Annotated in this window: 21 protein-coding genes and 1 tRNA gene; 10 read left to right on the forward strand and 12 right to left on the reverse strand. The window is 45.7% G+C overall.

Annotated elements, in window-relative coordinates:
• Nucleotides 1-157 precede the first annotated feature (157 nt).
• Entirely contained in the window at nucleotides 158-1066 is a 909-nt protein-coding gene (locus BMZ54_RS21530) for a ribonuclease Z (RefSeq protein WP_089917218.1), read from the forward strand.
• 471 nt (nucleotides 1067-1537) lie between these two features.
• Here the strand turns inward: BMZ54_RS21530 and dapA are convergent, their stop codons facing one another.
• Both dapA and BMZ54_RS21540 read right to left on the reverse strand, forming a co-directional pair.
• On the reverse strand, nucleotides 1538-2416 hold the full coding sequence (gene dapA / locus BMZ54_RS21535; protein ID WP_089917220.1) for a 4-hydroxy-tetrahydrodipicolinate synthase: 879 nt from the start codon (nucleotides 2414-2416) through the stop codon (nucleotides 1538-1540).
• A 64-nt stretch (nucleotides 2417-2480) separates the two neighbouring features.
• A complete protein-coding gene (locus BMZ54_RS21540) occupies nucleotides 2481-3434 on the reverse strand; it encodes an acetyl-CoA carboxylase carboxyltransferase subunit alpha (protein WP_202909321.1) in 954 nt (317 codons plus the stop codon).
• Between the two features lie 138 nt (nucleotides 3435-3572).
• On the opposite strand from BMZ54_RS21540, the gene BMZ54_RS21545 reads away from it, so the two are divergent.
• From BMZ54_RS21545 to BMZ54_RS21555, 3 genes are all read left to right on the forward strand, one after another.
• Nucleotides 3573-3646, forward strand: a tRNA-Asp gene (locus BMZ54_RS21545).
• 816 nt (nucleotides 3647-4462) lie between these two features.
• Nucleotides 4463-5467, forward strand: a complete 1005-nt coding sequence (locus BMZ54_RS21550) for a hypothetical protein (RefSeq protein WP_089917226.1) — start codon at nucleotides 4463-4465, stop codon at nucleotides 5465-5467.
• 36 nt (nucleotides 5468-5503) lie between these two features.
• Entirely contained in the window at nucleotides 5504-7210 is a 1707-nt protein-coding gene (locus BMZ54_RS21555; RefSeq protein ID WP_089917228.1) for a toll/interleukin-1 receptor domain-containing protein, read from the forward strand.
• Between the two features lie 225 nt (nucleotides 7211-7435).
• Here BMZ54_RS21555 and BMZ54_RS21560 read toward each other — a convergent pair whose 3' ends face one another.
• Nucleotides 7436-7882, reverse strand: a complete 447-nt coding sequence (locus BMZ54_RS21560; RefSeq protein WP_089917230.1) for an SRPBCC family protein — start codon at nucleotides 7880-7882, stop codon at nucleotides 7436-7438.
• Between the two features lie 460 nt (nucleotides 7883-8342).
• Nucleotides 8343-8795, reverse strand: coding sequence for a DUF2004 domain-containing protein (locus BMZ54_RS32800; protein ID WP_162277637.1), 453 nt, complete (start codon nucleotides 8793-8795; stop codon nucleotides 8343-8345).
• 34 nt (nucleotides 8796-8829) lie between these two features.
• Here BMZ54_RS32800 and BMZ54_RS33495 point away from each other — a divergent pair, with 34 nt between their 5' ends.
• The 5 genes from BMZ54_RS33495 to BMZ54_RS21590 all read left to right on the forward strand — a co-directional run bounded on the left by BMZ54_RS33495 (nucleotide 8830) and on the right by BMZ54_RS21590 (nucleotide 12512).
• On the forward strand, nucleotides 8830-8952 hold the full coding sequence (locus tag BMZ54_RS33495; RefSeq protein ID WP_262487618.1) for a hypothetical protein: 123 nt from the start codon (nucleotides 8830-8832) through the stop codon (nucleotides 8950-8952).
• A 22-nt stretch (nucleotides 8953-8974) separates the two neighbouring features.
• Entirely contained in the window at nucleotides 8975-9166 is a 192-nt protein-coding gene (locus BMZ54_RS21570) for a TIGR02452 family protein (protein WP_089917232.1), read from the forward strand.
• A gap of 193 nt (nucleotides 9167-9359) precedes the next feature.
• Nucleotides 9360-9968 (forward strand): hypothetical protein, encoded by a 609-nt coding sequence (locus BMZ54_RS21580; RefSeq protein ID WP_089917237.1) that lies wholly within the window; start codon nucleotides 9360-9362, stop codon nucleotides 9966-9968.
• Nucleotides 9969-10194: 226 nt separating this feature from the next.
• Nucleotides 10195-10467, forward strand: a complete 273-nt coding sequence (locus tag BMZ54_RS21585) for a DUF4242 domain-containing protein (protein WP_089917239.1) — start codon at nucleotides 10195-10197, stop codon at nucleotides 10465-10467.
• 131 nt (nucleotides 10468-10598) lie between these two features.
• Nucleotides 10599-12512, forward strand: coding sequence for an eCIS core domain-containing protein (locus BMZ54_RS21590; RefSeq protein WP_162277638.1), 1914 nt, complete (start codon nucleotides 10599-10601; stop codon nucleotides 12510-12512).
• Here BMZ54_RS21590 and BMZ54_RS21595 read toward each other — a convergent pair whose 3' ends face one another.
• From BMZ54_RS21595 to BMZ54_RS21620, 6 genes are all read right to left on the reverse strand, one after another.
• Complete coding sequence (locus tag BMZ54_RS21595) at nucleotides 12513-14843, reverse strand: alpha/beta hydrolase (protein WP_089917245.1); 2331 nt, start codon at nucleotides 14841-14843, stop codon at nucleotides 12513-12515.
• Between the two features lie 79 nt (nucleotides 14844-14922).
• Nucleotides 14923-16164: an RNA polymerase sigma factor gene (locus BMZ54_RS21600; RefSeq protein WP_089917248.1), complete on the reverse strand. Its 1242-nt coding sequence runs from the start codon at nucleotides 16162-16164 to the stop codon at nucleotides 14923-14925.
• A gap of 54 nt (nucleotides 16165-16218) precedes the next feature.
• Nucleotides 16219-16530: a YciI family protein gene (locus tag BMZ54_RS21605; protein WP_238386643.1), complete on the reverse strand. Its 312-nt coding sequence runs from the start codon at nucleotides 16528-16530 to the stop codon at nucleotides 16219-16221.
• Between the two features lie 104 nt (nucleotides 16531-16634).
• Entirely contained in the window at nucleotides 16635-17087 is a 453-nt protein-coding gene (locus BMZ54_RS21610; RefSeq protein WP_089917253.1) for a carboxymuconolactone decarboxylase family protein, read from the reverse strand.
• Between the two features lie 124 nt (nucleotides 17088-17211).
• A complete protein-coding gene (abc-f, locus tag BMZ54_RS21615) occupies nucleotides 17212-18804 on the reverse strand; it encodes a ribosomal protection-like ABC-F family protein (protein ID WP_238386644.1) in 1593 nt (530 codons plus the stop codon).
• Between the two features lie 149 nt (nucleotides 18805-18953).
• Nucleotides 18954-20027 carry a fatty acid desaturase gene (locus BMZ54_RS21620; protein ID WP_089917258.1) on the reverse strand — a complete coding sequence of 358 codons (1074 nt, stop codon included), beginning with the start codon at nucleotides 20025-20027 and terminating at the stop codon, nucleotides 18954-18956.
• 478 nt (nucleotides 20028-20505) lie between these two features.
• Between BMZ54_RS21620 and BMZ54_RS21625 the strand changes: the two genes are divergently transcribed.
• Nucleotides 20506-21585 carry a 3-oxoacyl-ACP synthase III family protein gene (locus BMZ54_RS21625; protein WP_089917262.1) on the forward strand — a complete coding sequence of 360 codons (1080 nt, stop codon included), beginning with the start codon at nucleotides 20506-20508 and terminating at the stop codon, nucleotides 21583-21585.
• A gap of 5 nt (nucleotides 21586-21590) precedes the next feature.
• On the opposite strand, the gene BMZ54_RS21630 is transcribed toward BMZ54_RS21625, so the two are convergent.
• Nucleotides 21591-21965, reverse strand: a complete 375-nt coding sequence (locus BMZ54_RS21630; RefSeq protein ID WP_089917265.1) for a nuclear transport factor 2 family protein — start codon at nucleotides 21963-21965, stop codon at nucleotides 21591-21593.
• A gap of 30 nt (nucleotides 21966-21995) precedes the next feature.
• Nucleotides 21996-22406, reverse strand: coding sequence for an SRPBCC family protein (locus BMZ54_RS21635; protein WP_089917267.1), 411 nt, complete (start codon nucleotides 22404-22406; stop codon nucleotides 21996-21998).
• Nucleotides 22407-22449: the final 43 nt, after the last annotated feature.

A 22449-nucleotide genomic window follows, 5' to 3' on the forward strand; every position in this document is an offset into this window, starting at 1 on the left:
AACAAATGTGGATGGTTTGTGTGACTATTTTTAAGCCCCATTATAACAGATAGTTAGGTACTTACCATTGGTACTCTCTGTTCATACCTGGCGTAAACTGCTAACTAATTACTATTTTCGGCACAGCAAAAACAATTTACGCTTACGACTTTTTACTATGTTTGCTGTTACCATTTTAGGCAATAACTCCGCGATACCCACGACTGAAAGGCATCCCACCGCACAGGTAGTAACCTGTAATGAACAACTGCTGTTAATTGACTGCGGAGAAGGCACCCAGGTACAGATGACCCGCTACAAGATCCGGCGCAGCCGCGTTAAACATATTTTCATCAGCCACTTACACGGTGATCACTATTTTGGGCTGATCGGGCTGTTAAACAGCTTAAGCCTTTTAGGCCGTACGGAATCCCTTACTATTTATGCCACGCCGGAACTGGAAGCCATTTTACAGCTACAGCTCGAATGCGCAGCCACCCAGCTGAAGTTTGACCTGCATTTTGTGCCGCTGCGCGCGGAAAACGCCGGCGTAATAGTGGATGAAAAAGACCTGGAAGTACGTTTTTTCCCTGTACGGCACCGCATACCCTGTTTTGGCTTTGTGATAGAGCAGCGGCGCAAGAAAAGGAAGATCATACCGGAACAGGCACAGGCCTACGAAATACCAGCCGCTTTTTACTCCCAGCTTCAGGAAGGCGCTGATTATCAGCGGAAAGATGGCGTGCTGGTAAAAAACCATTGGGTAACCCTACCCCCCGCCCCCAGTAAAAAGTATGTGTATTGCGCGGATACCATTTACGATGAGGAGCTGATTGCGCAGATGGAGCATGCTGACCTGGTGTATCATGAAACCACTTACCTGCATGGCCTGGCTGAAAGGGCGGCGGAACGCTACCACAGTACCTCTGTGCAAGCCGCTACCCTGGCGGCGCGGGCAGGCGCCAAACGCCTGCTGATAGGACATTTTTCTTCCAAGTATACGGAGCTGCAGCCTTTCCTGGATGAGTGCCGGCCGGTGTTTGAGAATACGGAGCTATCGGTGGAAGGGGCTACGTTTCTTATTTAGTCCATGGTCGATGGTCCATGGTCCATAGCATAGAACGGAAGGTGAATAGTGCGGCAGAAGACCTTTATGTGCTTTTAATATGGGTTGGACATGAGATTCACCAGGGATTCACATGGGAGAAACATGGGATTTAGCAGGGGAAGACATGAGAAACTCATGAGAAGGACATGGGAAAAAGATAAGAAACTCGTTTAAAGATGAGGGGTAGGTATGATGTAGGGTTTTATGTAGGGGGGAGGAGTTGCGCACGGGTTGCGCAGCAATGTCGCACGGGTTGCACGTAGGGAAAACCCCAGTTTTACCGCAATCAGACCGGAGAAATGGACAAGCCGCTTTTGAGGCGCGGAGGATAATGGCGCGCAGGCTATAATTCGGGGAAATACCCCATAAAAACTGTGTGGATACGAAAGAAAAAGACCTGACAAGTCTTGCGAGCCTGTCAGGTCCTGCGGAAGATCCGTTAAATTATTTCTACTTATTCTTATCGAGATAGGCTTTGATCTTTTCATTCAGCCCGCTGCTTACCGGTACTACGGGCAGGCGGAAGGCCTGCTCCATTAAGCCGCCGTGCTGCAAAAATGCCTTAATGCCGGCGGGATTGTTCTCTGCAAACATCAGGTCAAATGCTTCATGCAGCTTATAATGCAGGGCGCGTGCGGCCGGAATGTTGTTGGCCAGGGCTGCCTTTACCATGGCTGAAAAATCGGCGGCAAAGTAGTTGGCGGCAACGGATATTACGCCATCCATGCCACAGGCCAGCTGCGGTAAGGCCAGCGCATCGTCCCCACTGATCACCAGGAAGTCTTTGGGCTTGTCTTTTATGATCTGCATACACTGCACCATATCACCGCTGGCTTCTTTCATGGCTACAATGTTCTCTACTTCATGCGCCAGACGCAGCGTGGTGTCTGCCGTCATATTACGGCCCGTACGACCGGGCACGTTATACAGGATCACCGGTTTGGGCGATGCCTGTGCTATGGCCTTATAATGCTGAAAAATGCCTTCCTGGCTGGGCTTACTATAGTAAGGTGCTACGCTGAGTACGGCTATTGCCTCATCCAGCGGGCAGGTTTCCAGGCGCTTCACCACATCGCGGGTATTATAATCCCCAATACCAACTACAACGGGTATACGCTTATTTACTTTTTCAAAGGTGAACTTTATAATGTCCAGCTTTTCTTCTGCAGAAAGCGTGGGTGTTTCGCCGGTGGTGCCTAAAGATACTACGTAGTCTATGCCCCCGTTAATAACATGATCAATCAATTTTTCCAAAGCATTCCAGTCAATGCTTTCATTTGCTTTGAACGGCGTAACCAGGGCTACACCCGATCCTCTTAACTGTTCCATGAATTATTTATAAGCCAAAAAGTCTGCAAATATTAGCATTTGGCCTGTGATCTCTAAATATTTTTTAGCGTTCCTCAAAAAATCCCATGTTGCTGAATTTGTCGATCCGCTGCTCAATGCGTGTGTCCGGGTCTATTTTCTTCAGTTCAGCCAGGGTTTGTTTCAGGCTGGCCTTTAAAAGGGCGGCTGCTTCGTCGGGATTGACGTGCGCACCGCCTAATGGTTCTTTGATGACACCATCCACCAGACCAAATTTGCTCATATGGTCGGAGGTTAATTTCAGCTCTTCTGCGGCTTTTTCCTTAAAATTCCAGGTACGCCACAGGATGGTAGAACAGTTTTCCGGGGAGATAACGGTGTACCAGCTGTTTTCCAGCATGAATACACGGTCGCCTATACCGATGCCCAGGGCGCCGCCGGAAGCGCCTTCGCCAATGATCACGCAGATCACGGGTACGCGCAGCTTAACCATTTCAAACAGGTTGCGGGCAATGGCCTCGCCCTGTCCCCTTTCTTCTGCTTCCAGGCCGGGGAAAGCGCCGGGGGTATCTATGAGGGTTACAATGGGCTTGTTGAACTTTTCCGCCAGCTTCATCAGGCGCAGGGCCTTGCGATAGCCTTCGGGATTGGCCATTCCGAAGTTGCGGATCTGGCGCATTTTGGTATTAATACCTTTCTGCTGGCCAATGAACATTACGGTTTCACCGTCCAGCTCTGCAAAGCCACCTACCATGGCTTTATCATCCTTCACATTCCGGTCGCCATGCAGCTCCACGAAGTTGGTGCACATTTTTTCAATATACGCCAGGGTATAGGGCCTATCGGGATGCCTGCTAAGCTGTACCTTTTGCCAGCTGGTGAGATGGGAATACAGGTCGTTCCGGGTAGTTTCTATTTTCTGCTCATACTCTTTTACAGTGGCAGATACGTCTACGCCGGATTTCTGGCCGTTTTCCTTCAGCTTTTCCAATTGTTCGTACAGGTCCGCAATAGGTTTTTCGAAGTCCAGGAATTGCATAATTAGTTTTAAAATTGATTAAAGAACGGTGTAAAGATAACGGGTAAAAGTTTTTTTAAAAAAGATTTGCAAAATTGGGTGGCTTGTTGTTATCTTTGCAATCCCAAAACGGAACAGGTTTGCCTGTGAAGTTAAGGAGGATCGGTAGTTCAGTCGGTTAGAATGCCGCCCTGTCACGGCGGAGGTCGCGGGTTCGAGTCCCGTCCGGTCCGCGTAGTAAGACTGATACAAATAAGGCCCGCTCGATGAGCGGGTTTTTTATTTTGGGGGAAACGGATCTTTTTGCAGCAGCAAATAGGGGGATCAAGGGATCAAGTTGAAATCCTTGGGATTTGCTTTTTAAGCATTAATTTAGCAAGTCTAAAAAAGAAAATTCTACATCCCTTACTCTCCTCATAGCATTTCCAAAGGCTTTGACCCTGGAATTAAAAGATTCAGCCGCAGCATTAGTAGCCCTGTTATTGAAAGAAATCCAATATTCTTAGATAGTGTGTTTGTATGGTCCTGGCAAGGGTTTTAAACGATGATCGTTCTACTATAATGTCAGGCTTTTAAAAGTGTGTTCTGCTGATTAATTCCTATAAGCGTGCTTATGGTTACTATCTGAGTTATTTACACGATGAACAGTCCTGGCGAGCACAGACCAACATGGAATATATTGGAATATGTAGTGTGGTGACTATTCAAAAACGAGACAAATTCAGGCCGCCTTCCAAATTTTTTTTGCAAAGAATGAAAATAATATTAGCTTCAGCTAGTTAAAGGACTGGCAAAATAACCTACCCCAAAATCTGTTATTAAAACGATCAATAGCCTGTTTATTATTTATGCTTGTCTATAATTAACTCCAAATATTCCCTTACCATGTTTGAATTTGCGATTCCTGGGACATATGCCGTCATGGTGACGTTGGCTTGCTTGAGTAGCACTAGCACTACCACGCACAGGATATAACTTTTCATAATCTTCACCACAATTTTAACCACTCTACGGAAGACCGTTTTGTTCCACTACAAAATCTCATTACTATGGAGACAACGCAAATGTCTACCTTAGGAAAAGTAATGGCAGGTATCCTGCTGATTAGCTGTTCCCTACTGGCCATGTTTACCTTGATCGCCTTTTGGCCGGACCGTTTGCCGGATGTAAACGGAAAGGCTAATCGTTATGTGTACGAATTGTTCAATATGACCTTGTATGATAGCACTCTGCAACAGCCTCCAAAGCAGGCCCCTGTCAAAGACAACAACGAGAAAAAGGTAACTGTAAAAGCGGATAGCCTGAAAAACAAGCCGTCTCCGCCGGATGTTTCAGCCAGCAAGCCGGAGGAGGCCGTGGTACAAGGGCTCCCCCTCATGAACAATCAGACAAAGCCACCTGCCACCCACAAGGTGACAACAGTCCCCCTGGCCAGTACTATCCATTTGAACATCTTACTATTGATATTGGTGGCATCGGCGGGCTTTCTGGGGGCCATGGTACATATCGCCGCTTCCTTCACCAATTTTGTGGGCGCCGGGGAATTCAAGCGTAGCTGGGTCCTCTGGTATTTTGTGAAACCCTTTACCGGCGCTGCTGTAGCAGTGATTTTCTACTTCGTTTTCAGGGCAGGCTTCTTCAGTGGGACTGATAATGGTGGAAGCATCAACATCTACGGCATCATTTCATTGGCAGCCCTGGCGGGATTGTTTACAGACAAAGCTACACTGAAGCTAGAAGAGGTATTCGTCGTGATCTTCAAACCAAAGGATGACCGTCCCAATAAGATGCAGGATTTTCAAATAACCGAAGTAATGCCTGCCGCACTGAAGAAAACAGTAGCGAACCTAGTGACCATTAAAGGCAAAGCCCTCACTAAGCGGAAGGTGACCATTAAAATGGATGACGATCCCATAGTGAACCCCGCCGTAATGGACGAGGCGATCACCTTTACGTACACCGTTCCGGCCACCAGGGCGGAGCAGCAGGTGATCAAAATGACTGTCATGGATGATCAGGGCAAGGAATTTAAGAAAGAGTTTGTTCTCCAGTGATCTATTGTATCCGATTACTTCAAAAAATATCATCTTATGGAAAAGGTAGGCGTATTTTTAAGTTACTCCCATGCCAATAAGGAATTAAGGGATGAAATCATCAACATACTCAGTTCCGATGATAACATCGAGATCTATTATGATGAAAAGAATATCCTGATCGGATATCCCATCCATATCCGAATCTCTACGATGCTGAACGCTTCGCATATTGTGATTGCCATTGCTACCAAAGAATGGCTGGGATCCACCGAAACAAGGGAAGAGTTTACCAGGGCACATGAAAGAAAGAAACACCTGGTGTGTTTTGCAGACGAATCCACTAACCTCGGCGCGCTACCTCAATTTATCAGGGATGCCCGGCAGATCCGGTTTTCGCCAAATCATAAGCAGCAGGCATTGCAAAAACTAGTGCCTGCAATCCGCGGCCTCAGCCTGACTAAAGATTTCGCCAAACAAATCATGTATAAACGTTTAAGGGAGATAGAGGATGAGGTGGAACAACGGAATCCGGAATTCTACCGGCTCAATTTAGCTAATGATCATATTGAGCACGTATTAGAGGAAACAAAGAATATCCTGGGCGACGGTCCTTATAGCATTGATATTGGTAATGAAAATGGCTACCTTCTAAAAGCCATCTCCATTTTTGAAAGCGCTAGTAACATTTATGCTGTTAGCCTGACAGGCATCTCCACCTTTTGGGACGACCGGAAGTATGAAGATAAGGCCATCCAGTACCTGAAGAAACAATCTAATAAAAAGATAAAGATCATCCGGCTTTTTGTTTTCTCGAACTGCACGCAGGTTAATGATTATAAAAACATCCTGCAGGCCCATCACGTTGCTTATGGCGCTGATAATAAAGGGGCAGTACTTATGTGCTCTAAAAAGACTTATGAGAAGTTCTTGTCGGATATTACCAGGAGCCAGCTCTTTTTCAACCTGTTTGATGATGACTTTGGCATTCTTTCCTACATCGACGTCGATAAAAAAGAACATTTCATAGAAGCCAGGTTGGATAACAATGTGTTTAAATTTAGGCCGGTTTCAATCAATCATCCTACAGAAGGCGGCACAAGTCGGTTTATCACAAAGTTGAAGGAGATCGAAGAGAAGTTGCTGTACGGTGACTTCCAGGAGGATTACAGGATAATCCGGTGGGACCCTGTTTTTGTGAGACAACCAGATATTTTTTCTGATAAAATTAAGCTGATGTTTGAGGAAGATAATGAAGTGGAAAAGATCATTCACCTGGCTATTTTTAAGTGCTGTGCTTCCAGGCAAGTGGAGGAGGGGCTTTTTGAACTGGTCAATAAATTAAAGAACCTGAACGGGCGGTTCTTTAACTTCCGCAAGATCGAGCTGTTAACCCGCACGCATATCCAGGCATTTGACGGTAGATTGGGTATAGAGCTATTGTTTAACGAGGATGTTGATTACATCATGATGATGGAATTTTCGAATGAAAAAAATTTAAGAGAGTATTATTCCCATACAGAGCATGCCAGTGAGCGGGAGAAGATCTATGGTATTGTAAATCCAGGGATTGCGGAGCATTATCATGCATTAAGGGCGTTGAATCGGAGCGAGCCCGATTACAGGGCCAAAGCCATCGAGATCTCTACTCTGATAGAGAGGTCGATGGCGCCCTATTTTTTCCGACTGGATATCCGGAATTTTGAGATACCGGAGCAGATTGTGCGGCAGAAGGGGATTCCATTTGCGACGTTTACCTTTTAGTCCATAATTGGCCATCCAAAGCTATCTGATAATATCGTAATTACACTAAAAATGAAGGTAATATGAGGCAGCTTTATTACGGCTGGGTAGGCAATACCGGAGGAAGATGTATTATTAGCAACAGCACGGCTATTAAACTACCTGACATTTGACACAACAAAAAAAAGACCACCGGAATCCTATACCTGATGGTCTGTAAAAGCAATATATCGCATGTTATCTGCATCAAGCCGGTATCTCAGGCTCTACCAGCTTAGCCAGCTTTTCCAGTGATTCCTGCCAGCCTAAATAGCACATTTCAACGGGTATAGCAGCCGGGATCCCTTCCTGCGTAATTTTTATTTCTGTACCTGCAATAGTTTTCCGGAGCAATACAGTGGTGGTCATTTCTCCCGGCAGGTTCGGATCGTCAAATTTATCAGTGTACTTTAACAGCTCATTAGGTTTGAGCTCCAGGTAGGTACCACCGAATGAATGACTACCGCCGGTTGTAAAATTCTGGAATGACATTTTATGGGTACCGCCTACCGTTACATTCATTTCATGAACGGTACAAAGAAATCCATAAGGAGGTAACCAGGAAGCGATTGCCAGGGCTTCTGTAAATGCGCGGTATACTTTTTCCGGCGATGTTTTAAGAACTCTGTGCAGTGAAACAACATTGTTTGACATAACATATATTTTTTGTTCCTACTCATCTGGCTTTTCGGTTCCGCCCGTTTTTAAAGTGGTCGCTGCTCCACTTATGTTTATGCCGATTGTTTATTGATTTCGACACAACAAAGATGGCGGGAAAATTTGTTTTGGATAGCGGCTATACCGGACTAACTGAAGGGCTATTTACGACATTGCAATCCTCCGCCGGCTCAGTCATCCCTCCCATTTGCTAAACGGCAGTTCTTCCTGTCCCGCATATATTGGACCCGCATATTAATATTATCAACCTCCACTATATTAAATGCTAAATGGGGTGTATAACAGTGCCGTGGCGGAAAAAGGAAGCGCTGCTGAAACAGTTCAGGTATAAACGGTAGGCTTGCTTTAATAAGGATGCAAAGGTGTCAACAAAGTTTTTGCATTGCTGGTCAGCTCTCAACGGTCATATCGATCAATTCACCATTTTCATCTGTAGCTACAACCAGGATATAATTAGTAAAATCCCGGCCAAAAGAATAATCAAAGATTGCAAAGTGATCATCACTTCCGGGATATATGCCATGCGCGCGGGCTGCAATTTTGCGATCAATTGCTGATCCAGATCATTGCTACCGCCAGTCAGCTTCAGCTCTTCACGCAATTCAGCTTCTCCCATTTCCTCTTTGTGAAAGCTCAGATAAAATTTCACTGAATCGCTTTCCTCATCCCCGAAGTCAGCAGTAATATATTCACGGGTTTTCCCAAGGTATTGGCCGATGTTATCAAGAAATTTCTTCGCAGCTTCTATCCGGCCTGTGTCTATACTATTGCCGTCGAAATTCAGGCCTATCTCAATTGTATTTCCGGATAGCGTAACTTCAACATCATAATATTCTTCCAAATTACCGGAGTCTATTGTTCCGAAGTGGGGTAGTGTGATCTGTGCCATTATTGTTCTTATAGTACTCCAAAATATGACATTCATGGAAAAAATCAAAATGGACAAAACCCCGGCGCTGTTGGGCAGTGAGACTGACACAAATGTGAAGCCCCGTGTTATACGCGGGGCTTTTTATTATACCTGGCCATTGCAGGCAATAGTATAACTTTAACGGCTAAAGTTTAAAGATGAAAAAGACGACGAGAGCCGAGAAAGCCCAGGAAACGCTGGCCATTATTGACCGGGGCTTTTACCAGGTGAATGGTGAAAAAATAGACGTTAAAGATGACATTACCTATTCTGTATCCAACAGCCTGTTATACCGCCAGGTATTTTGTATCATACCTGCTGAATGGCGGGAAGTACAGTCAATGTTTTAAATCCGTTGTTTTTGCCGTACTGGATAAAAGTAAAGACGGCAGTAATATAGCGGCATTCAGCGATGCCTTTGCGGAAAAGTAATGTGCGGAGTAATGGTCATATCCGCTATAACTTTTGTTATATTGATGGCAGCCCTGGCCTTTGCTACTTTTGGTGAAGATAAAATTTCCGCTCACCTTAAACAGCATCACCATGAAAAAGTATCTGTCAGGGATCCTTGTTAGCCTTTGCCTGTTAACCGCTTGCAGTAAAGATGATAAGGATACCGCCGCCGTTAATCCGCCGATCACCACCGCAGAACAGGCCAGAGCCGCCTTTGCTAAGATCAACGCTTTATGGACCTCTACCCTGAAACCAGTTTTAACCAAGGAGAACCAAACTTATTCCGGGAAGGTATTAGAGGGCGCTGCCGGCGGCAAAGCTGTGGTGAACGGATCTTTTACGAAGACCAGCTCGTCCTCATCATCTTCTACCCGGAGTAGCGCTATTGCGGATGTTACCATCACCTTTCAGCAATACGAGATTAACGGGCTTCACCTGGATGGCGTATTACGGTTTTATGACAGCTACAATTCAAGAACGGCCTGCTCCAGCTCCGGTTGTGCATCATCTACCCACACTTATCTTGCCTATTCTTCTAAAAGTTCCGCAGATGTTGCCAACCCGCCTGTTGCCATTGAGTTTGAGTTAAATGGTAAAACCTACCGGGACCAGATCTTGCTGTTTGCAAGTAAGGAATATGCAAGCTGGTCGGTGAAACTAACAAATGAAAATAACCAGGAATTTTCCTTTTCGTATTAGCGCCGCCACCGCCGTTAATCCTTTAATTACCACCGCAGAGCAAACCAGGGCCGCCGTTACTAAGATCCCCAGCCGCTTTCATACCGCCCAGCCTGCACAATGAAATAATTGCGTATATTTATGGCGTACCCCTTTTACTATCTCAATGGCCACCCCAGAACAAGTAGCAGCTATAATAAAGCAAATTTCAATGGTTAATGGATAGAAAAATTAAAACAATCAAATTATGCCTAAGTATGTGATCGAGCGCGAAATTCCAGGCGCAGGTAAATTATCCGCAGAACAGTTAAAAGCAGTTTCTCAAACTTCGTGTGACGTGCTAAACAAAATGGGACCGGAAATTCAATGGGTTCAGAGTTTTGTAACCGCCGACAAGATCTACTGTGTTTACATTGCGCCGAATGCAGACATGATCCGTGAACATGCAAAGCAGGGAGGGTTCCCAGCCAATACCATCAACGAGGTGGCTACGGTAATTGACCCCACCACTGCAGAATAGTATTCCCGGAAGTAGCAGCGGAATGCTCTGCTGCTACTTCTTATTTAATGCTCCCCGTTAACTCTTTAAGCCTGTACCGTTTTAACCGGGCTTATACCATGTTGTTTGTTCAAAACAAATACCGCCTTAACATGAACATGCCAATACATCACACACAAACCCCGAATGGCGCCACAAAAACAAATGCAACCGTATTACCTGCACAGGAACCCGTACAACCAATCATGCCTGAAATGGGTGTTATGCCATTATCCGTTTCCTGTAAATTAAACATCGGCGCTACCGGCGATCCATTAGAACATGAAGCCGATGCCATGGCAAATAAAGTAATGCGCATGCCTGCCGCATCTTTTATTCAACGTAAATGCACGCATTGCGAAAATGAAGAGCAGATGCAACGCAAGCCCTTAGCTTCCTTTATCCAGAAGAAAGGCAGTGAAGGAGGCGCTCAGGCTTCAGATGCTGTAAGCAGCAAGATCCATGCTTCCAAAGGAAGCGGCAGCGCTATTGACGACGGCGCCAGGACCTTTATGGAAAACCGCTTTGGCACTGACTTCAGCGGGGTAAAGATCCATACGGATAACGAATCCATACAAATGAACCGCGAATTGCAGTCGCAGGCATTTACGGTGGGTAACGATATTTATTTTAACGAAGGCAAATACAATCCTCAATCCGAAAGCGGCAAACAGCTGCTGGCGCATGAGCTTACGCATACTGTGCAGCAAAGCGGCGCAGCCTCCATTCAAAGGTTTGCTGACGATGATCACCATGTAATAGACGAATCGGCCTTGTCAGGCATTTTTGAAGAAGCAGATATCCGCAACATTGAAAAAGGCAATAAACAACGGGATTACAGCCAAAGCCCCTATGCTTTGGTAAATGCGCTGCTGCTGGGAGAGTATAACCGGTTCGGGGGCTATAAGGATTATGAGCACTTTGATAATTTTGTATGGGACAGTGAAAAAGAACGCTGGATAAGCCGGGACGAATGGAACAAAATATGGGATGAAAAAAGCCAGCAATGGGTACCCCGGATCTTACCAATCAAAGGTGAACCCACTAAAAAAACGCCTGTTGAATATATTGAAACGGAATTTCTTGCTGCGGTAGAACAAACGCCTCCATCTGCAGCCGGCTTCACCCGGATCGGTAACGCCTTTCATACCATAGAAGATTTTTTTGCGCATTCCAACTTTTTAGAGCTTATGCAGCATGATACTTCTTTTGGCACTGAGCTTACTACGGGCTCTGTTGGAACCAGCGACAATACTTCCCTGTATTCCATAACCTCCCATGTAACCACCGGAACAACGAGTGAATTTTACGATGATAAGTTTAAAAAAGACCAGGCAGCGTCTTCCACCACTTCGCACGCCAAAATAGCAAAGGACTATCCCTCTAACAAAAACCATCAGCTGGCCATCCTGCTGGCTTCCCTTGTGATCCAGGAAACCGCTATCAGCCTGAAGAACATCTTCACGTTAAAAACTAAGGCTGAACGCGAAAAAGCAATTAAAGACATTGTAATGAAACGCTTAGTCTCCTATCTGCGCCCGCCTTCTGACAAAGACAAATGGTGGGAACGGTTAATAGAAAAAGGAGGCAAAGCAATGGGTGAAACCAATAAGGAAAAACGGGATGAAACCATTGTAACTGTCAACCAATCGCCCTTTAGCCCGTTACGGGGCCTGGAGGCCAACCGGTTCGGCGATGTACGCGGATTGGGATATGGCAACCTGTTAATGCCTGATACAGTCAGGTTCCTTGGTAAAATAGGATCCGGTAACCTGCTTTCAATTACGGCAGATGATCTTCCCATACCATCCGTATCTTTCCCCATAGGCAGCGGCAACCAAACGTTTATAACGATCGGGAAAATATACAATTTCCCCGGGCTGGGCAGCATTGTTAATCAACCGCCTGACGGCACAAGCCAGTCCAGGGTATTGCCGGACCCGCCCCGTATAAACCAGGATCAGCCGGTAAGACCTTTTATAGGTATCTCTATTGAGGGCCGAACGGATTTTCTTTCGGGGAAGTAGTTAATCCATAAACCCGACATCATCCAGAATGATCACGCCGGCCTTTGACTGGTCAAAGATCAGCTGAATGCTGCGCAGCTTATTCATTACAAAAGCAGGATGTTTCTTTTGCAATGCATCCAGGTCAAAATAAAAGAAGTCGGGAATGGATTCTGCATCATCGTTAGAATTTAGAAAAGCGTATTTCGCTAGGTTCTTCTTTATCTGCGGCTGCAGCGGCATACACTCACTTAGCAGGAAGCGGATATGGGAGCCCTGCTGGTCCGTTAATTCCAGGGTAAAGTCAACCGGCTTTTTTTCGTTGTCCTTTTTATCTTCTTTAGCCGCTTTTTTCTCTTTCTTTTTTTCTGCTTTGCTCTTCTTACCTTTCTCAACGTGGAGGGAGCTTTCGTCGCTTTCTGCCAGGCTGAATACCAGCGCCCGGCCATCCAGCTTTAAGCCTGCGCTATCCGGCAGGGTAAAGGTATATTTCCCTACCAGGGAATCCACCTCTTCCCTGTTCCATCCTATATAGGCGGCACGGGAAATATGATCGCCCCACATAAGCTTATGCTGCGCTTCCCTCCAAACGCTTAAATGTGATGATGATATGGAAACGCCTGGCCGGGTGGCTGTTTGCAGGTTCAGATCTTCCTCATACCGGGCTATATAAGTGGTGCGGCTGCTCTCAAACTGGTTGAAATAAATTTGTTTGGGCAGCCATTGGCGGCCATAACGGTAATCCATAAACAGGGGTTTGTAAGCACTGTCGCCCTTCAGGTTCAGATCCAGGAAAGCGCTGATGTACACCTTTGCTATTTGCTCCTGGTCTTTGACCGGCATCAGGTTGGTCATGTTAAACCGGTTAATATAAGGGCTGCTGCCATCGTACTTTCCCCAGGAGGTATTGAACTGGCCATGGTTGGCATGGTGCACATATAAGCCGGCTTTAATACCGTTGAATGAAGGGGAATATTCAATCCGTTTAAAAGGGCTTAAGCCGCCGTAAGATTGCATGTCCATATCATGCGTTCCCTGTATCACAAAATAGTTGATGTCTTTCAGCGGGGCCAATATAGCGGCGGGTTTATATTGCCCGTCAACCGGGGCAATGGCTACATAGGCTTTGATGTTGAAATTAAAATTGAACACTTCATTTGCATTATCCGGAAAGCTGGGCAGGGTGTTAAATAAGGCGGCGTGCGACATGGCCTCTCCTCCTCTTGAATGGCCCATGAGGGCAATATGGTCCATATCTACCAGATGATAAAAGGGATTTTTGGGATCCTGGTTCCACTTTCTCCAAAGCTCCAGGTGTTTCAGCATCATCCATCCCCTGACGCCATTTTCCTCTTTTAATCCTCCACCCGGCAGGTCTGTAAAGCTGGAGTTGAGGAAGTTCTCATCTACCGAAGCTACTATATATCCCCTGCTGGCCAGCAATTCAGCCAGGTAATCATACCCGCCTTCCGACCAGTCCTGGGCAAGATGGTTTCCATGCACTACCAGCACCAGCGGCGCAGGTGCTTTCAGATCTTTGGGATACCATACCATGGCATTCAAAGGCAATGCTGTTTGATCAAAGCCAAAGTACCAGGTACGCAGCTTACCCGATAATCCGTCCCAGGATTTAAGCAGGAAGGTAGCATCTACTGAAGGCGTTTTTATTTTTGCATCCTTACCATATATATCGCGGCGTTTGTCTTTCCCTGACCCATAGGTGAGGAACGATACTGCATAGCTGCCGGGCTTAGAAGGGTCAGCGGCCTGAATAGGCTCCGGTAAATGAGCCAGGATCTTATAATCTTTTATGGGCTTAACCGGTGAGCCGGAATATAAGAAAAGGTACAGGCTTATGACTATACCCAGTATGCCTATGGCCAGCGAAACCAGGGTAATGATGCGCTGCTTTTTAGGCCATGCCGCTCCCCGGTGGGTTTTCCAGGCGTACAGCGCTCCAAAGGTCAAAGCCGGGAAAAGGATCAGGATGGAAATCAGGATCCAGCCATACTGTCCGTTGAGCCGGAAGAAAAACAGCAGGCACAAAACAACCAGCGACACTGCTGTTCTGAAATTGCGCGGTGTTTTGGCCACCAGCCGCACCAGCTGCCCTAATAACCAGGCTGCTGCCACTGCTATCAACAGGTAGCATACAACGCTTACCAGGTAATAGCCAAAGCTGACGCCTTTTAAAAAGGTATCTGCCATGGAAAGAACAAAAAAGAGCAGGGCGGCTATAAAAACACCGGTACCTGCGGCTTTCAGGCTTGCCTGGCCTGGTGTTAGCGCAAGGATGACAGCCCGGATACGGTTCTTAATGCGATTGCCAATGGAAGTGCTGTTTTTTTGCATGAGGATGGATTGTTACGTACAAAACTATATAGGTGATCATGATAAAAATTGTATGTATTTAGCCTGGTAAGGGGCAACACTAATGGGTACTTAGCCGGGCAATGTTCTTTGCTATCATAGCTTTATCGGATTCTGAAGCGGCCAGCTCCAATGCCTTTTCAAAGTGCTGCAATGCCTGTTTATTATCAATATCCGTATAAAGGTTCCCCAATAATGAATAATAAAAATGGTTATTGGTAAGGCCCAGCTTTTCCGCTTCAATAATGGCCGTCTGTTTTCCTTTTACCTTGCTCAGGGCAAACGTTCTGTTAAGCGCAGCAATGGGTGAATATTGAAGGATAAGCAGGTTATTATACAGCTGCAGAATGCCTTCCCATTTTTCGGGGCTGTCTTCCTTAAAGGTATGCCAATAAGCAATGCCTGCTTCCAGGTGATACTTTGTTAACACCTCTAAAGAAGAAGCCTGGTGCAGAAAATACCGGCCTTTGGCAATGAGCTCCTGGTTCCAAAGTGCAGTATCCTGGTCCTGGTACAGGATGGCCTCTCCTTCTTCGTTCATCCTTGCATCAAACCGCGAGGTGTGAAAGCACATAAGGGCCATCAGGGCATTTACGGCCGGCGTATTGGTGTTTGTATTTTCAATCAGCAGGTAGGTTAGCCGCATTGCTTCTGCGCAAAGATCTTTACGTAAGGTTATATTTTTGGAAGTTGAATAATAACCTTCTGAGAACAGCAGGTAAATGGTAGTGAGCACCATCTCCAGCCGGGTATTAATTTCTGCCAGGCCGGGTGTTTCTATTTTGATCTTAGCTTCTTTTAATTTTTCCTTGGCCCGGTTTATCCGCTTATACACTACTTCTTTGTTGGTTAAAAAGGCATCCGCTATTTCCTGGATGCCAAAACCGCATAACAGGTTTAAAGCAAGTGCAATCTGCGATTCTGCTGAAATAACGGGATTACACACGGTAAAGATCATGCCCAGCTGACTGTCGGTAATGTTTTTGGGCGAGAGGTCAATTTCGATCTCGCTGCCGGTTTCCAGGCTTGCGTTATATTTTAATTCCGCTGAAAGCTTTTGTTCAAACAGGGAGTTGCGCTTTAAATAATTCTTTGTTTTGTTTTTTGCTACGGTATAAAGCCATCCTGTGGGATTATCCGGAATGCCGTGCAGGCTCCATGATTCTGTTGCAGCAAGGAATGTATCGCTGACGATGTCTTCTGCTATTTCAATATGTTCAATGCCAAACAGGTAACAGAGCACCGAAACGATCTTCTGGTACTCTGTTCTGAATAAATTCGGGATGAGCTGATTTCCGGTCATAGAAAATAAAATGCCTTTGTAAATTACAAAGGCATTTCCAGAAAATAACCTGCGCTACTCTATGGGACTAGCCATCCGTACCTCCACATTACCTCCTAACAACAGGATGGGGCAGCCTTTCGCTATTTCACAGGCTTCTTCATAATCCGCCGCTTTTATGATCGCTAACCCGCCTATTGATTCCTTGATCTCAACATAAGGCCCGTTGGTGACCACCTTGTTAGGCGTTACCACCTTGCCTTTACCATCCCATCTTTGCAGGGGCCTGGCCAGCTTGTCCTGGGCAGCAATTCCGCCGAACCAGTTTTGCCAAAGCTTCAGGGATTCCTGCAGCTCATCGGGTGATGGCTGCGCTTCCTTATTCATGAAATCTCTGCGAAATATTAACAGGAACTCATTCATTTTATTTGTTTGTTTGGCGTTATTAAAAATTACTACAATTTAGTAAATACTTAAAAGCGGCGGTATGATCAACCGAACTGCCCTACGCGGTAGCCGCCTGGCGTAGTGGGGAATGCCAGGTTAAAACGGTTCCAGGTATTGATGTTGGAAACGGCAAGCGTAAGATCGATCAGCTCTTCTTCTGAGAATTGCTGTATGGCATCATTATATACCTCATCCGGTACATGGCAGGCGGTAACGGCTTCTGCCCAGGCTAATGCGGCCCTTTCCCGGTCAGTATAATAAGGCGTTTCCCGCCAGGCGCTTAAACCATACAGGCGCTGCTCTGTTTCGCCATGGGCCCGTGCATCTTTTGAATGCATATCCAGGCAATAGGCGCAGCCATTGATCTGGGATACCCTGAAATCGACCAGCTCCCGTAAGGAAAGCTCCAGGGATGTTTTTTTCAGGTAACTGCCAGTGGCAAAAAGTGTTTTAAGGGCATTTTGTCCTTTCTGGTGGAGATTCAAACGTTGATTCATTGCTTTAGTTTTTATGTTGTTAAAGCAGAATGACAACTGAATTTCCCGGATTGGACAAAAAGAGAAATATTTTTTTAAAAAAACTTTTATTGCCGTTTCCGCTGCGGTCAGGCGGGCCGGTGGATCATCCTAAGGTAATCTCCCCTTCCACATTTACCTGTCTTAAAAAATATTCGTCGTGCGACACTACCAGCAGCGTGCCTTTATATTCATTAATGGCATTGGTTAAGATCTCTATATTCTGGATGTCCAGGTTATTGGTGGGCTCATCTAAGATGATCATATCCGGGGCCTGGTTGCTGATGGTTAAGGCGCAAAGCATCAGGCGCATTTTTTCGCCGCCGCTTAGTGCGCTGCAGGGTTTATCCCAGTATTCTTTTGTAAACAAAAAACGGTTTAGGCGGGTCTTTACCTCATGCTCCTGCAGGGCGCCGGTATTAGCCTGCTGCGCCTGTTCGTATACGCTGAGGGTATTGTTGATCCCTGAATAGTCCTGATCAATATAAATGGCTTTAACGCCGGCCCTGTCCAGGGTTCCTGAGCGGGGTTGCAGCTCCCCTAAGATCATTTTTATTAAGGTGGTTTTGCCGGAGCCGTTAAGGCCTTTAATGGCTAAACGCTCACCGCTTTTTACCTGGAAGCTAAGGCCGGGTTGCCAAAGCTGCCTGCTGCCGTATCCGAAATTAATTTCCTTTGCAGTAACCAGGATCTTTCCCTTATGTAGGGCGGAATTGTCGAGGTCCATCTTCATTTTCTCTGTACCGGGCAGCTCTTTTCGCAGCTGATCCAGCTCCTGCGCAATGGTATCCACTTTCTCTGCATGAACGCCCTTTAACCGTGCCGTGCTTTTTTCCGCATTGTTCTTAAAGGTATTCATGGAAATGGTGGGCAGGCCTGCTTTTTCCTGTTTCTTTTTTCCGCGGGCATCCAGCTTTTGCTGCCGTTCCAGTGATTCCCTTTCTGTTTCTTTTGCCTTGCGCAGTGCTTTTTCTTTACTCTTGAGGTCCTGGTCCAGCGCATCCCGCTCTATCATTTTCTGTGCTGCGTAAAAATCATAATTACCGCCGTAAACTGTGATACCGCGCTTGCTGAGCTCATAAACGGTATGCAGGAGGTTTAATAAAGTTCTGTCGTGGCTTACTACTACCAGGGTGTTGTTAGTAGTTTGTATGTAGTTATAGAGAATGTTCCGGCTAAGGGTATCCAGGTGGTTGCTGGGCTCATCCAACAAAACTATTTCCGGGCGGTGGATCATAATACCTGCCAGGAAAACCCTTGTGTTTTGCCCGCCGCTAAGGGTTCCCATTTTTTGGGTAAGGGTCAGGCTGTCCAGCTTCCAGTGCATGAAGGCTTCTTTGCAGCGTTCTTCAATGGCCCAGTCATCATCCAGCAATGCCATGTTCTCAGCTGTTACATGGCCATCCAGGATCTCTTTTAATGCCTGTAGCTTATGCTGCACCTGCAGGGCTTCTGCAATACTAAGATGGTTATACTGACCAAACAGCTGTGGTAAATAATAAGGCTTGCCGGCTGCTTTTACCAGGCCGCCGGAGGGTTGCAGGTTGCCGGACAGGATCTTTAACAGGGTAGATTTTCCTGCGCCGTTATTGCCTATTAATGCAATTTTATCGTGTTTGTTGATAACGAGATCTATACCAGTAAATAATAGATCCCGGTTGGGATGGGTGTAGGTAATACCCTGAAGCATCATCATCATTCCTTTCTTAAAAAGTAAATAATCACCAGGGCCATAGCGGCCGGCGCTGTTTATTTATTGAAAGAAAGTGAATCTCACATTAAGGTATTGTTTTGATAAGAGCGGCAAAATTAATAAAAAAATGTATCAGACGGTTCAAAGAAACCTGCCTAAATTTCGAATTTAGCCTGCGCATTATTCTGCTGGCTTTTTTCCAGCAGGTATGGCGCCCTGTATTTTTCTATGAACTGTTTTTTAGCATCCCGGCAGGAAGATACTGCGCCGATGAATTTTAAAGTTCTTATATAATACCACGCAAAGTCTATTTGACCGGGTAAGAAACCGGAGCGGGCACTGGCGGGGTACAGATGATGGTTATTATGCCACTCACCTGCCACAATACCGGGCCACCACTGGTTAATGGATTTATCGTCTTCATTAAAATCAGTACCTACTACCTGCTTGTTCTCTCCTTTACCATGGCCTTCATAGTTAAAAGTCCTTACGCCTACTGCCCATACAAAAGCGCCGGCAAATAAGGCTGCTACCAGGTAAAAGCCGCCGATCAGGTAAAACACCGTGAACCAGAAGATCCAGCTGGCAACCGTAGCAATCACCGTTTTCAGCGGTGAGGCAACAGAGCCCCATTTTAAATACTGCTGGTAAGAATTGGCCTTTACACCTGTATGCTCCAGCATTTTTGCTGCGCGGGCGTAATCCTCCTCACTCAGGTTCTTGGCAATGGGCTGGTGATTCACATCGGCCAGGAAGCAATATAAAAAGCCGCCTTCTGCATTGTACGGATCACCGGGCTTATCAGATAATGAATGGTGTACATGATGCGACACTACATACAGCTCCTCCGGTATCATCTTAATCACCAGGTTGGCTGTTATAAACCGCCAGAACTTATTCCGGAAAGTGTAGGCCTGGTGCGTACAATAACGGTGGTACCAGATGGTGCCATGCGTGCCCATGAATACCATTCCATATACAAATGCTGCGGCCAGGTACCATGGATTAAAATCATTTATTTCCATGGCAATGAAAATGAACAGGAAGGGCGCCAGCGACAGGGTACATAACCAGGAAAAAAATGGCATCCAGTTCTTGGCAGAGGCAAAAATATTGAGCCTGCTAAAGAATTGGGAAAAAATTTGTTTGGGAGTGGGTTTGTAAAAAGATCCCTGGTTGTCTTTCCAGCCATAATCAGGCGTCTCTAGTACATTTTCTATAAATGACATATATGGAATAGTTTTAATAAATTTTAATCCTTGACGGCTTTCTGGATCGTTAAACAAATTTTCCGGATGGATGCTGAAGTGTGAAAGCCGGCCCCTGAGACATTAGTCTTCGAAAGAAATTGCTATTGTAAATAGCATGTCCCTGACGGCCCTAAGGTGAGACGATGATCGTTACCGTAACAGTTAAAAGTAAATCCAAGTGTTGTAGGTTGTTATCAAAAGAATCAGGCACGAATATATGAAATATATTGAAAATATTTTGTTAAAGTTAGAAATTGAAATACAGCAAGTTGTGCATTGCTATAAGATGCCTATATTTGCAACACTTATATTCCTCTTTTCACATACCTTAATTGCGGCATTTAATCTACGTGGAGATAAGATCATAAGCCTAAGCATGTAATAGCTTTCTTTGGCAGCTCATTTGTTGGGGAACAATATGATGGCTATTAATCAGCTAACCTGAACAGTACAATCTATGCAACGCTCCATTATTACCGGCACAGGCGCCTATATCCCGTCTGTTATGAAAAAGAATGAAGAATTTGAATCAGAAAGTTTTTATACGGATAAACATGAGCTGATCGAACAGCCATCACCACAGATCATCAGAAAGTTCCAGCAGATAACGGGTATCAACGAACGCCGTTATGCGGCGGATGGCATTAATGCCTCTGACATGGCTACCCATGCCGGCCGGCTGGCTATTGAAGAAAGCGGTATTGAACCGGAATCACTTGACCAGATCATTGTAGCGCATAACTATGGTGATATTAACAGTGGTACATCGCAAACGGATGCGGTTCCTTCGTTAGCATCCAGGATAAAACATAATCTTGGCATCCGCAACCCTAACTGTATTGCTTATGATCTTTTATTCGGCTGCCCGGGCTGGCTGCAGGGGGTAATACAGGCCGACATTTACCTCCGGGCCGGCGCAGCAAAAAAGTGCCTGGTAATTGGTACGGAAACCCTTTCCCGGTTAATAGACCGGTACGACCGCGACAGCATGATCTTTTCCGACGGGGCGGGCGCCTGCGTTCTTGAACTCCAGGAAACAGGCAATGCCGGCGCCGGCATACTGTCTGCCAGCAGCCGGTCGGACTGTTTTGAGGAACTGGAGTATATTAATTTTGGCCACTCCTACTTCCCGGATGCGGATAGCCATACCCGTTATATTAAAATGAAAGGCCGCAAAGTATATGAGTATGCGCTGCGGCATGTGCCGGAAGCCATGAAGGACTGCCTGGACAAAAGCGGTGTACCGATCAGCGGGTTGAAGAAAATATTCATCCACCAGGCCAATGAAAAAATGGACGAGGCTATTGTAAAGGCTTTTTATGGGCTGTATGCCATAGAACAGGTTCCGGAATACATTATGCCTATGTGTATTCAATGGCTGGGCAATAGTTCCGTAGCCACCATTCCCACCTTATATGACCTGGTGCGCAAGGGCCAGTTAGACCACCATACGTTAAATACAGGAGATGTAGTATTGTTTGCGTCCGTTGGCGCCGGGATGAATATTAATGCAGTTTGTTACCGGTATGCGGCATAGAGGGGTTAATAAAAGAACTGCTCTGATATGATCTGGCCATCTTTCACTTCATAGAGCATGATCTCGTTAATCTGTATCCTGCCATATCCCTGTACGGTAATATCCATTTCCCTTCCAACGGCAAAATGATTGCCGCCCACAACCGGTGCGGTTGTAGAAGCGCTATGAACTGCTTCGATCTGTTTCACAAAGTCTTCACCTTTTTTGCGAACGTCTGCCTTACCTTCTGCATACCCAAAGTATGGAGAGTCTGCAGGATCTGTGCTGGTAACATTTTCCGTGAAAAACTCATCCTGGATCTCAAACCATTTTTCCTGCTGCGCCAGTTCATGGAACCGCGCTGCAACTTCCTGTGTTGTTAGTGTTTTTGTGTTTTGCATTGTTATTGTTTTTTGTGTAATTGATGATGATTAAGCAGGTTGTCCTGTTCCGGTTTCGCAATAAGATTTTAAGCTTTTCAAAAATAAAGCCCAGTCATAATTACAGGCAGCAAATGTGTCTGTAGCTGCTTTCCAGTTTCCATGAGTAAACCGTAACAATGTTTTCCCGTTCTTTTCTTCCAGGTCGAAAGAGATGCTGGTACCAATCCATTCCTCAATTGAATTGATGCATTCCCATGCGGTCCTTTTGTTGGGGATAAGGTCAGTTACCTTCATTTCGTTATAGTATTGTCCGAAGATGAAGATATTCACAAACCCCGGTTCCGGTTTGGCGGTTGTTTGCTTACACCACCATGCTTCAAGACCTTCCTGTGTGGTAACTGCTTCGTAAATTTTTTCGGGTGTAGCTTTGATCACTACGTTATGCCTGATGTCTGCCATAGTTTTAATGTTTATGCAACAAAACTACTGTCTAAATATTACT

It is taken from the genome of Chitinophaga rupis, assembly GCF_900109685.1.
Taxonomy (GTDB): domain Bacteria; phylum Bacteroidota; class Bacteroidia; order Chitinophagales; family Chitinophagaceae; genus Chitinophaga; species Chitinophaga rupis.

Excerpts from the sequence above, each read along its gene's own strand:
- BMZ54_RS21530 (WP_089917218.1), top strand. The coding sequence starts at position 158 with ATGTTTGCTGTTACCATTTTAGGCAATAACTCCGCGATACCCACGACT.
- dapA (WP_089917220.1), bottom strand. The coding sequence starts at position 2,416 with ATGGAACAGTTAAGAGGATCGGGTGTAGCCCTGGTTACGCCGTTCAAA.
- BMZ54_RS21540 (WP_202909321.1), bottom strand. The coding sequence starts at position 3,434 with ATGCAATTCCTGGACTTCGAAAAACCTATTGCGGACCTGTACGAACAA.
- BMZ54_RS21550 (WP_089917226.1), top strand. The coding sequence starts at position 4,463 with ATGGAGACAACGCAAATGTCTACCTTAGGAAAAGTAATGGCAGGTATC.
- BMZ54_RS21555 (WP_089917228.1), top strand. The coding sequence starts at position 5,504 with ATGGAAAAGGTAGGCGTATTTTTAAGTTACTCCCATGCCAATAAGGAA.
- BMZ54_RS21560 (WP_089917230.1), bottom strand. The coding sequence starts at position 7,882 with ATGTCAAACAATGTTGTTTCACTGCACAGAGTTCTTAAAACATCGCCG.
- BMZ54_RS32800 (WP_162277637.1), bottom strand. The coding sequence starts at position 8,795 with ATGGCACAGATCACACTACCCCACTTCGGAACAATAGACTCCGGTAAT.
- BMZ54_RS33495 (WP_262487618.1), top strand. The coding sequence starts at position 8,830 with ATGGAAAAAATCAAAATGGACAAAACCCCGGCGCTGTTGGGCAGTGAG.
- BMZ54_RS21570 (WP_089917232.1), top strand. The coding sequence starts at position 8,975 with ATGAAAAAGACGACGAGAGCCGAGAAAGCCCAGGAAACGCTGGCCATT.
- BMZ54_RS21580 (WP_089917237.1), top strand. The coding sequence starts at position 9,360 with ATGAAAAAGTATCTGTCAGGGATCCTTGTTAGCCTTTGCCTGTTAACC.
- BMZ54_RS21585 (WP_089917239.1), top strand. The coding sequence starts at position 10,195 with ATGCCTAAGTATGTGATCGAGCGCGAAATTCCAGGCGCAGGTAAATTA.
- BMZ54_RS21590 (WP_162277638.1), top strand. The coding sequence starts at position 10,599 with ATGAACATGCCAATACATCACACACAAACCCCGAATGGCGCCACAAAA.
- BMZ54_RS21595 (WP_089917245.1), bottom strand. The coding sequence starts at position 14,843 with ATGCAAAAAAACAGCACTTCCATTGGCAATCGCATTAAGAACCGTATC.
- BMZ54_RS21600 (WP_089917248.1), bottom strand. The coding sequence starts at position 16,164 with ATGACCGGAAATCAGCTCATCCCGAATTTATTCAGAACAGAGTACCAG.
- BMZ54_RS21605 (WP_238386643.1), bottom strand. The coding sequence starts at position 16,530 with ATGAATAAGGAAGCGCAGCCATCACCCGATGAGCTGCAGGAATCCCTG.
- BMZ54_RS21610 (WP_089917253.1), bottom strand. The coding sequence starts at position 17,087 with ATGAATCAACGTTTGAATCTCCACCAGAAAGGACAAAATGCCCTTAAA.
- abc-f (WP_238386644.1), bottom strand. The coding sequence starts at position 18,804 with ATGATGATGATGCTTCAGGGTATTACCTACACCCATCCCAACCGGGAT.
- BMZ54_RS21620 (WP_089917258.1), bottom strand. The coding sequence starts at position 20,027 with ATGTCATTTATAGAAAATGTACTAGAGACGCCTGATTATGGCTGGAAA.
- BMZ54_RS21625 (WP_089917262.1), top strand. The coding sequence starts at position 20,506 with ATGCAACGCTCCATTATTACCGGCACAGGCGCCTATATCCCGTCTGTT.
- BMZ54_RS21630 (WP_089917265.1), bottom strand. The coding sequence starts at position 21,965 with ATGCAAAACACAAAAACACTAACAACACAGGAAGTTGCAGCGCGGTTC.
- BMZ54_RS21635 (WP_089917267.1), bottom strand. The coding sequence starts at position 22,406 with ATGGCAGACATCAGGCATAACGTAGTGATCAAAGCTACACCCGAAAAA.